General features: G+C 59.3%; 5 protein-coding genes. 3 read left to right on the top strand and 2 right to left on the bottom strand.

Annotation, left to right across the window (positions count from 1 at the left end; translation table 11 throughout):
- Positions 1-1162 (top strand): LLM class flavin-dependent oxidoreductase (locus BLX41_RS06495; protein WP_259744480.1); only part of this gene is annotated, 1162 nt, incomplete at its 5' end.
- A 153-nt stretch (positions 1163-1315) separates the two neighbouring features.
- On the top strand, positions 1316-2353 hold the full coding sequence (gene mgrA / locus BLX41_RS06490) for an L-glyceraldehyde 3-phosphate reductase (protein WP_123724231.1): 1038 nt from the start codon (positions 1316-1318) through the stop codon (positions 2351-2353).
- 106 nt (positions 2354-2459) lie between these two features.
- On the opposite strand, the gene BLX41_RS06485 is transcribed toward mgrA, so the two are convergent.
- Positions 2460-3653, bottom strand: coding sequence for an HlyD family secretion protein (locus tag BLX41_RS06485; RefSeq protein ID WP_123724230.1), 1194 nt, complete (start codon positions 3651-3653; stop codon positions 2460-2462).
- 77 nt (positions 3654-3730) lie between these two features.
- Here BLX41_RS06485 and BLX41_RS06480 point away from each other — a divergent pair, with 77 nt between their 5' ends.
- Positions 3731-5326 carry a DHA2 family efflux MFS transporter permease subunit gene (locus BLX41_RS06480; protein ID WP_123724229.1) on the top strand — a complete coding sequence of 532 codons (1596 nt, stop codon included), beginning with the start codon at positions 3731-3733 and terminating at the stop codon, positions 5324-5326.
- Between the two features lie 19 nt (positions 5327-5345).
- Here the strand turns inward: BLX41_RS06480 and BLX41_RS06475 are convergent, their stop codons facing one another.
- Positions 5346-6392, bottom strand: a complete 1047-nt coding sequence (locus tag BLX41_RS06475; protein ID WP_259744478.1) for a GlxA family transcriptional regulator — start codon at positions 6390-6392, stop codon at positions 5346-5348.
- Positions 6393-6732 lie beyond the last annotated feature (340 nt).

Genomic DNA, 6732 nt, shown 5'->3' with positions numbered 1-6732 from the left:
CGTCGCCGACAGTCTGGCGGCCGCCACTGACCCCATTGCCAGCCGCATGGCTCGCTCCGATTACTTCGAACCCTTGACTTTGCTCTCGGCCTTGGCGGCCGTGACCGAACGAATAGGGCTCATTGCCACCAGCACTACGAGCTATAACGTACCGTACCACGTAGCACGTAAATTCGCCTCGCTGGACCATCTTTCTGGGGGGCGGGCGGGGTGGAATCTGGTGACTTCCGACAATGCTGCCGAAGCGCAGAATTTTGGTCGTGACCAGCATTTCGGACATGCCGAACGTTATCGTCGGGCCCGGGAGTTCTATCAGGTCGTGACCGGGCTTTGGGATAGCTGGCAGGACGATGCCTTTGTTCGGGATAAGGCGAGTGGTCAGTACTACGACCCGCAGAAGCAGCATTTACTGGGCCATTGCGGGGAATTCTTCCAAGTCAAAGGGCCGTTGAATGTGGCGCGGCCACCCCAGGGGTATCCCGTGATTGTCCAGGCCGGGTCGTCGGAGAGCGGGCGCGATCTGGCGGCGCAAACCGCTGAGGTGGTGTTCACGGCGCAGTCTTCCCTGGCCAGTGCCCAGGACTTTTATGCCGACCTGAAAGGGCGTCTCGGGCAGTACGGACGTAGTACGCAATCCTTGAAAATCATGCCCGGTGTGTTCGTTGTGGTGGGTGACAGCGAACGGCAGGCTCGGGAAAAGTTTGAATCCTTCCAGCAGTGGGTGGAGCCTGAGGTGGGCGTTGCCTTGCTCGGACGCATGCTGGGCAATTTCGATTTATCCCAGTACCCGCTGGATGCACCGCTGCCGGAGTTGCCACTGACCGAGAGCGGTCAGCAGAGTCGCCAGAAGCTGCTGACCGAACTGGCCGGAAAGGACAACCTGACCCTGGCGGAACTGGGGCGCAGGATTGCTGGCGGGCGGGGGCACTACAGCCTGATCGGTACCCCAAGCCAGATTGCCGACGAGTTGCAGGCCTGGTTCGAAGAGGGCGCCGCCGATGGCTTCAATGTGCTGGTGCCGCACCTTCCGGGAGGGTTGCAGGATTTTGCTGCGGGGGTGATTCCGGAACTGCAGCGGCGTGGGTTGTTCAGAACAGAATATGAGGGCCGGACCCTGCGGGAAAACCTGGGGCTGGCACGGCCGAAGAATCAGTTTGTGTAGTCACTGCCTGTTGTAGGGGCTGGTTTACCAGCGAAGGTGCTCGTTGTGGCGATGCAAGGCTTGAGGGCCTGTTCGCCGGCAAGCCGACTCCTACAGGGATGTGTATTTATCGACGTTAGTCGTTTTGCAAAGATCTGACCCAGAGAGGACTCGATGACTTATCTAGCTGCCGAAAATCGCTACGACTCCATCCCCTATCGCCGTGTCGGACGCAGTGGCCTGGTGCTGCCGGCACTGTCCCTGGGGCTTTGGCACAACTTTGGCGACAGCACCCCCATCGACACCCAGCGCGCCTTGCTGCGCACGGCTTTCGACCTGGGTATCAATCACTTCGATCTGGCCAACAACTATGGCCCGCCCTATGGCAGCGCCGAGATCAATTTCGGCCGGTTGCTGCGGGAAGACTTCAAGGCCTATCGCGATGAGTTGATCATCTCCAGCAAGGCCGGTTGGGACATGTGGCCAGGGCCTTACGGCCAGGGCGGAGGTTCGCGCAAGTATGTGCTGGCCAGCCTGGACCAGAGCCTGCAGCGCCTGGGCCTGGACTATGTGGATATCTTCTATTCCCATCGTTTCGACCCGGATACTCCTCTGGAGGAAACCGCCAGCGCCCTGGCCAGTGCGGTGCAACAGGGCAAGGCGCTGTACATCGGCATTTCTTCCTACTCCGGGGTGAAAACCCGGGAGATCGCCGCGCTGCTCAAGGAGTGGAAGGTGCCGCTGCTGATCCATCAGCCGGCCTACAACATGCTCAACCGCTGGGTGGAAAAGGATTTGCTGGAGACCACCGACGAGCTTGGGGTCGGGGTCATCGCCTTTACGCCGCTGGCCCAGGGGCTGCTCACCGACAAGTACCTCAATGGCATTCCCGAGGATGCGCGAGTCAATCGTCCGGGCGGTGGTTCGTTGCAGGCCGCTCATTTGTCCGAGGCCAATATCGCCCATGTGCGGGCTCTCAACGAGATCGCCAGGAATCGCGGCCAGAGCCTGGCGCAGTTGGCGCTGGCGTGGACCCTGCGTGATCCGCGGGTGACTTCGGCGCTGATTGGCGCGAGCCGCCCGGAGCAGATCATCGAGAACGTCGGGGCCTTGCAGAACCTGAGTTTCACTGTGGAGGAACTGGCGGAAATCGATCATTTCGCCAAAGAGGGGCGGATCAACCTGTGGGAAAGGCCGTCGACGGCAGAGTAGGCCCTGCAGGACAGCGCTGAGCGAACAGCCCCCCGACAGAGCCATCTGTCGGGGGGCTGTCTGGCCGCCTGGAGCGGGGCGGCGGGTGATGCGGTTGTTGATCCTGTCAGTGCGTTGGGGCGTTGGCGCTGACTTTCAGCGAGGTCTGGGTGCTGGCCACCGGCCGATCCTGAGAGTCGTCCAGGTCGACTTTCGCGGTCACCGACAGACCCGGTCGCAGGCGTTCGAGACCCGGTTGGTCGGCGTTGAAGCGAATGCGCACCGGAACCCGCTGCACTATCTTGGTGAAGTTGCCGGTTCCCGGTTCAAAGGGCAGCAGGGCGAAGGTCGAACCTGAACCCGGCGCCAGGCTTTCCACGGTGCCGACGATGCTCACGCCCGGCAAGGCATCGATCTTGATGCGGGTGGATTGGCCCGGGTACATGTGCTGAGTCTGGGTTTCCTTGAAGTTGGCCAGTACATAAAGGTCATGCAGTGGCACCAGGGTCAGCATCCGTGAGCCCGGCTGCACATAGTCTCCCACTTGAATCTGCCGATTGCCCACGGTGCCATCCATCGGCGCATAGACAGTGGTGTGTCGCAGGTCCTGTTGCGCCAGCTCCAGTCGGGCCTTCGCCGTCACCACCTTGGCCTTGGCCATTTGCAACTGCGCCTGCAGGCGTTCGCGTTGTGCTGAAGTGACGGCAAGGTCGTTTTCCGCCACTTGCAGCATGGCCTGGGCATAGGCGAGGCCCTGTTCTGCCGAGATCGCCTGGGTGCTGTATTTCTCCACTTCGTTGCGCGCCACGGCGCCGGTGGTGACCAGGGTGTCGAAACGGTTGCGTTCAGCCCCTGCGCGCTTGGACTCGGCCTGGTTGGTGCGGATCGAGGTGCGGGCCGCCAGCACCCGAGCGTTGGCCAGGCGCTGTTCGGCATCCTGGATTGTCAGGGCTGCTTGGGCCAGGGCGACCTGGGCTTGATTGTCGGCGAGATCGCCCTCGGCCAGGGCGACTCGGCTATCGAATTCTTCGCTGTTGATGCGCACCAGGGGCTGTCCGGCCGTCACAGTCTGGTGATCCTTGACCAGGACTTCGGTCACCAGGCCATGGACCCGTGGCGCGACGGAGGTGGCATCGGCGGCGATGTAGGCGTCGTCCGTGGCTTCAGTTGAAGGCGCCATCAGCACCCAGGCCACCCCGACCGCCACCAATGTCATGGCAATGGCGCCAGCGATCAGAGGGCGTTTGGAACGCTTGCGCGGTTTTTCCGTCTCTTGCGCGGCTTGCAGGATGGCGTTCTGAGTCTGGGTGCTCTGCTCCATGTTGAAGCTCCATGCTGTTTTGAATTACGATCATAATATTCATATGGCGGTCGCAATACTACAGGGAAGTACCTACCGTGACGACAAGCGTATCCGACCTCCCTGACGCAGGCGCCCAGCCTGGTCAACAGTCCACTCGACGCAAGTTTCTGGTCTTCACCATCATGGCCTTTGGCATGTTCATGGCGTTGATCGATATCCAGATCGTGGCGGCATCCCTGAACGATGTGCAGGCCGGACTCAGCGCCGGTCCTGATGAAGTGAGCTGGGTACAGACCGCCTATCTGATCGCCGAACTGATCATGATTCCCTTCTCGGCTTTCCTCGCCCAGGCGATTTCCACCCGCTGGCTGTTCTCTGTCAGTGCGGCATTTTTTACCCTGTTCAGCATTGGCTGCGGGATGGCCTGGAACATCGAGTCGATGATTGTATTGCGGGCCCTGCAAGGCTTCGCCGGCGGGGCCATGGTGCCTACGGTGTTTGCCGTGGGTTTCGTGCTATTCGAGGGCAAGCAGCGGGCGATGGTCCCGGCCATCCTCGGCATGACCGCGGTGCTGGCGCCGACGTTGGGCCCCACGGTGGGCGGGTTGGTGACCTTCTACCTGGACTGGCGCTGGATCTTCTTTATCAATGTGCTGCCGGGGCTGCTGATCTGTATTGGCGCTGCGCTGCTGATCGATGTGGATCGTCCCGATCTGTCGATGTTGCGGCGTATCGACTGGCTGCACTTTGTGGCCATGGCCCTGGCATTGGGCTGCTTCGAGTACGTGCTGGAGGAGGGACCGCGCAAGGACTGGTTCAGCGATAGCGGGATTGTCATTGCGGCCTGGGTTTCCATTGTCTCCTTTGGTTTGTTCATCGAGCGCTCGCTGTATTCGAATAACCCGATTGTGTCGTTGGTGCCCTTTCGCGACCGGACCTTTTCCATTGCCTGCCTGTTGAACCTGGTGATTGGCTTCGGCCTGTATTCCTCGACTTATCTGGTCCCGGTGTTTCTCGGGCGAGTGCGGGGCTTCGACAGCCTGGAAATCGGCACCACGGTTTTCGTCGTGGGCATCGGGCAACTGGTGAGTACCATCATTGCCGCCCGGGCTTCGGAGAAGGTTGATCGACGCCTGATCATCTCGGTGGGCTTTCTGGGGCTGGCACTGAGCCTGTGGCTGACTTCCCGGGTCACGTCCAACTGGGGATTCGATGAGCTACTGGTTCCTCAAGTTGCCCGCGGCCTGTTCCTGATGCTCTGCATCGTTCCCAGCGTGAACATGGCCTTGAGTTCATTCCAGGGCGTTGAATTGCGTCAGGCCTCCGGCCTGTTCAACCTGATGCGCAACCTGGGGGGCGCCATCGGTATCGCAACGGTCAATACCTGGTTGCAGGACGACGCTCGAACCCAGGTTCTGCGTCTGTCTGAATCTTTGGGTAGCAAGGCTGTGGCGGCCCAGGAACTGATGGGGCAACTGGCCCTGAAGATCGCCGCCGATACTCCAGACTCCGGCCATGCATTCCTGATGGCCCAGGGCATTCTCGGCAGATTGGTGGGGCGTGAAGCCCTGACACTGGCGTTTGGCGATGTATTCCGTCTGATGGCGATGATGTTCGTGGTGGCGCTGTTGCTGGTACCGCTGTGCAAGGTTCCCCCGGCCGCGCCAGGCACGGCCGAGGATGAGAAGTGATGGCTGCGGCGCCCGCTGATTAGATGATCGGCGGACCGGACCTGGCCTTGCGCAACTGGCTCGGAGTGCAGCCCATGCTTTTCCACATCAATCGACGGAGTGCCGTCGCGTCGGAATAGCCCACTTTAAAGGCAACTTCTTCAATGCTCATATTGGTAGTTTCCAATAAGCTTTGAACATGTTGCAGGCGAACTTTCTGAATGAAGGCCATGGGTGGCTTACCCGTGGCGCTGCGGATTCTGCGCGATAAGGTCTTCTCGGTGATCCGCAAATGCTCGGCAATGGTGCTCAATGGCGGAACGTTGGGCAGGCAGTCCTCGATGAACTTTTCCAGCATCAGCACTTCGCGATTTTCTGTTTGCAAGTTGGATAGCGCCATGTAGTGGTATTGCGCGGGTCGACCATCTATCAGTAGATAGCGCATGGTCAGTTCGGCAATTTGATTGCCCATCTTATTGCGCAGTACATAGAGCATCAGGTCCATTTGCGACATGCCCGCGCCTGCAGTAATCATATTTCCGTCATGAATAAGCATGCGCTTTGTGTCGAGTATCGCCTCGGGATAACGCTGCTTGAAGGTTTCGTACAGTTGCCAGTGAGTGGTGACGGTCCGGCCCTCGAGAATCCCCGCCTCCCCCAGGACGAAAACCGCCGAGCAGGACGCTGCAGTCTGTTGCCCACGCAGGTGGTGTTCGTGCACCAGCTTGCTCAGCTTGCGGATGTCGTTATGCCCGAGCCGGGCAATGAGCTCGGTGGACTGACTGAGGCCCGGCTGCCTCTTTTCCCGGCGACAGCCAAAGAAATCCAGCTCCTGGGTGTTCTCCAGCCCCAGCCCAGGAATGACCAGCATGCTGCCTTCAATGGTCTGGGCCTTGTCCAGCGGCAGTGCATCCAGGCGCATGCCGTTGCGCATCCGTACCGATTCACTGCTGCCGATGATCTTCCAGGTGATGGTGGGGCGTCCCATGACTTCGGCGACCTGGTTGGCAGTACGCAGCACATCCAGGGTGATCGCCACACTTGACCCCATGGCTCCTTCCAGCGCGATCAACGTGAGCACATCCATGTCCATTTTCTCCCTGTAAGTGTCCATTTGTGCATTAGCAAAATATACAAGCTGGTGGCAGACTTCTCAACGCGTCCAGATTTCACTTTCTCTGCCCACGTTATTCCCAGTGGGACATATAAGAAAATATGCATTCATCAAATGAATGCTTCGCTCTGTCAATAAAATGACATCTTGTCTACTGCCTAGTAAGAGCTCCCCTGGTTAGGGGCGTTTGTTCGGTTCCTTAGTGCTGAAAATAATAAACGACCAATAGGTCGATATATGGCTCTCCATTTAAAAAGGATTTTGAATGAACTACGCCGTGCCTCGTGATTATCTAAATGATGTTAATCAAACC

Origin of the sequence: Pseudomonas protegens (assembly GCF_003732485.1) — a bacterium.
Lineage (GTDB): Bacteria > Pseudomonadota > Gammaproteobacteria > Pseudomonadales > Pseudomonadaceae > Aquipseudomonas > Aquipseudomonas protegens_B.
The sequence above is the reverse complement of the archived record's forward strand: the minus strand, read 5'-3'. Positions and strand labels throughout refer to the sequence as shown.